Origin of the sequence: Mesorhizobium sp. M7A.F.Ca.US.014.04.1.1 (genome assembly GCF_003998745.1) — a bacterium.
In the GTDB taxonomy this organism is placed as follows: Bacteria; Pseudomonadota; Alphaproteobacteria; order Rhizobiales; family Rhizobiaceae; genus Mesorhizobium; species Mesorhizobium ciceri.
In genome coordinates this window covers 1-2,604 of record NZ_RZRW01000714.1, presented here as the reverse complement: position 1 = coordinate 2,604, position 2,604 = coordinate 1, and the positions used below count along the sequence as shown (strand labels likewise).

Annotated in this window: 3 protein-coding genes; 1 reads left to right on the top strand and 2 read right to left on the bottom strand. The window is 62.3% G+C overall.

What is annotated here, in order from left to right; translation table 11 throughout:
• The first annotated feature begins 2 nt into the window (after positions 1-2).
• Positions 3-347: a hypothetical protein gene (locus tag EOA22_RS30395; RefSeq protein WP_013532688.1), complete on the top strand. Its 345-nt coding sequence runs from the start codon at positions 3-5 to the stop codon at positions 345-347.
• Positions 348-380: 33 nt separating this feature from the next.
• Here EOA22_RS30395 and EOA22_RS30390 read toward each other — a convergent pair whose 3' ends face one another.
• Both EOA22_RS30390 and EOA22_RS30385 read right to left on the bottom strand, forming a co-directional pair.
• Positions 381-2,000 carry an ABC transporter ATP-binding protein gene (locus tag EOA22_RS30390; protein WP_013532689.1) on the bottom strand — a complete coding sequence of 540 codons (1,620 nt, stop codon included), beginning with the start codon at positions 1,998-2,000 and terminating at the stop codon, positions 381-383.
• 47 nt (positions 2,001-2,047) lie between these two features.
• A partial coding sequence (locus tag EOA22_RS30385; protein ID WP_127390464.1) for an ABC transporter permease subunit occupies positions 2,048-2,604 on the bottom strand: 557 nt, incomplete at its 5' end.

Below are 2,604 nucleotides of genomic sequence, written 5' to 3'. Positions count from 1 at the left end.
ACATGAATTTGAATTCAACCACAGCCCCGCCCTTGATTCTTGTGATGACGCTGGTTCTCGTCGCTGGCTGTTCATCGCTCGGCAGAACCGTCGATCCGGCGAAATACGATTCAATGACGTGCACCGACCTCAACAGTGCGATGGGAGACGTCGCCCGTGACATCTCGCAAACGGCAATCACGCGCGGCAAGGTCGCCAACACCAATGTTCCACGCTGGCTGCTCGGCGGCTCACGCGTGAAGACCGCGGTAGCCAACCGTGAAACAGCCAGGATCGACCGGCTTAAGCAGCAACAGGATGCCATTGCCGCCGTGCGAGCGCGCAAGTGCCAGAGGTCCGCGAATTGAGCGGACAGCCAACGCCTCGGTGCAGAGCCCGGTTCAGGCGCTCAGGCGAAATCGCGTCACGTCGATCGCGGCGGCCATCAGCGTCTGTGTGTAGGCGTGCTGCGGATTGCTGAAGATCGCCTCGGTCGGCCCTTCCTCGACGATCTTGCCCTGTTTCATGACGATGATGTAGTCGGCCATGGCGCGCACGACCGACAGATCGTGGCTGATGAAGAGATAGGACAATTCGTGGTCCGCCTGCAGCTTGCGCAGCAGTTCGACGATCTGTTTCTGCACAGAGCGATCGAGCGCCGAAGTCGGCTCATCCAATACCACCAGCCTGGGCTTCAGGATCATGGCGCGGGCAATGGCGATGCGCTGCCGCTGACCGCCGGAGAATTCGTGCGGGTAGCGGTTGCGGGCGTTGGGGTCGAGGCCGACCTCGCGCAAGGCCTCGACCGCGCGTTGATCACGCTGCTTGCCCGAAAGGTCAGGCTCATGCACCAGAAGTCCTTCGGTGATGACCTGGCCGACAGTCATGCGCGGCGACAACGAGCCGAACGGGTCCTGGAAGACGAGCTGCATCTGGCGCCGCAGCGGCCGCATCGCCTGCCTGTCGGCTTGGGAAATGTCGCGATCGCCGAAACGGATGAGCCCGTCACTCGGCAACAGCCGCAGCAAGGCGCGGCCAAGAGTCGATTTGCCCGAGCCGGATTCACCAACGATGCCGATGGTCTGGTTGCGCTGCAGCCGGATCGAGATGTGATCGACTGCACGCAGCATCAGCGGTTCGCCAGCAAGAAACCCGCCGCCGATCCTGAACGTCACTTCGACATTCCTGCCTTCGAGCAGCACTGGGGCGTTGGCGGGCGGCGGCGCCTTGCTGCCGGTCGGCTCGGCCGCCAGCAGCATTTTCGTGTAGGCATGCTGTGGGTTGACGAAGATGGCCTCCGCCTCCCCCTCCTCGACAACCTCGCCCTGGCGCATGACATAGACCCGATCGGCAAAGCGGCGGACGATGCCAAGATCGTGGGTGATGAAGACGATCGCCATGCCGAGCTTGCGCTGCAATTCGGCCAGAAGCATCAGGATCTGCGCCTGTATGGTCACATCGAGCGCCGTCGTCGGCTCGTCGGCGATCAATATGTCAGGGTCGTTGGCGAGAGCCATCGCGATCATCACACGCTGGCGCTGGCCACCCGACATTTCGTGCGGATAGGATTTCATCCGCCGCTCGGGATCGGGAATATGCACCAGCCGCAGCAGTTTGAGCGCTTCTTCACGCGCCTCGGCGACATTCAGGCCCCGATGCCGGCGGATCGGTTCGATCAACTGGTTGCCGATTGAATAGAGCGGATCGAGCGAAGTCATCGGCTCCTGGAAGATCATGCTGATCTTGCGGCCACGGACCTTGTTGAGCTCGGATTTGCTGAGTGTTAGAAGATTGCGGCCACGATAGTCGACGCTGCCTGTCGCTTCGCCATTCGACGCCAGCAGGCTCATCGCCGCCATCATCGTCTGGCTTTTGCCGGAGCCGGATTCGCCGACCACGGCAACGGTCTCGCCCGATTTGACATGGATGTTTATGCCCTTGACCGCCTCGACGGCGCCGTCGAGCGTGCGGAAGCGGACACGCAAATCCTTGACGCTGAGGATCGTTTCGGAAGCAGCCATCTCAGCGGTCCCCCTCTTTATCGACCCGCATCTTAGCGATCCCCATCTTAGCGATCCCTCGGGTCGAGTGCGTCGCGCAGGCCGTCGCCGACGAAGTTCAGCGCAAACAGCGTCGAGACGAGGAAGAAGGCGGGGAACAGGAGCAGCCAGTTGGCGGTGCCGATGTTCTTGGCGCCGACCGAGATCAGAACGCCCCAGCTGGTCATCGGCTCCTGCACGCCGAGGCCGAGAAACGATAGGAAGCTTTCCAGGATGATCACCTGCGGCACCAGCAGCGTCATGTAGATGACCACCGGGCCGAGCAGGTTGGGGATGACGTGGCGCAGCAGGATGCCGCGCTGGCCGACGCCCATGGCTTCCGCCGCCTGGACATATTCCTGGCGGCGGATCGACAGTGCCTGGCCGCGCACGATGCGCGCCATGTCGAGCCACAGCACGGCGCCGACGGCCAGGAACATCAGCACGAAGTTGCGGCCGAAGAACACCACCAGCATGATGACGAAGAAGATGAAGGGCAAGGAATAGAGCACGTCGACGATGCGCATCATCACCTCGTCGACCTTGCCTCCGGCAAAACCGGCAGCGGCCCCGTAGACCACGCCGA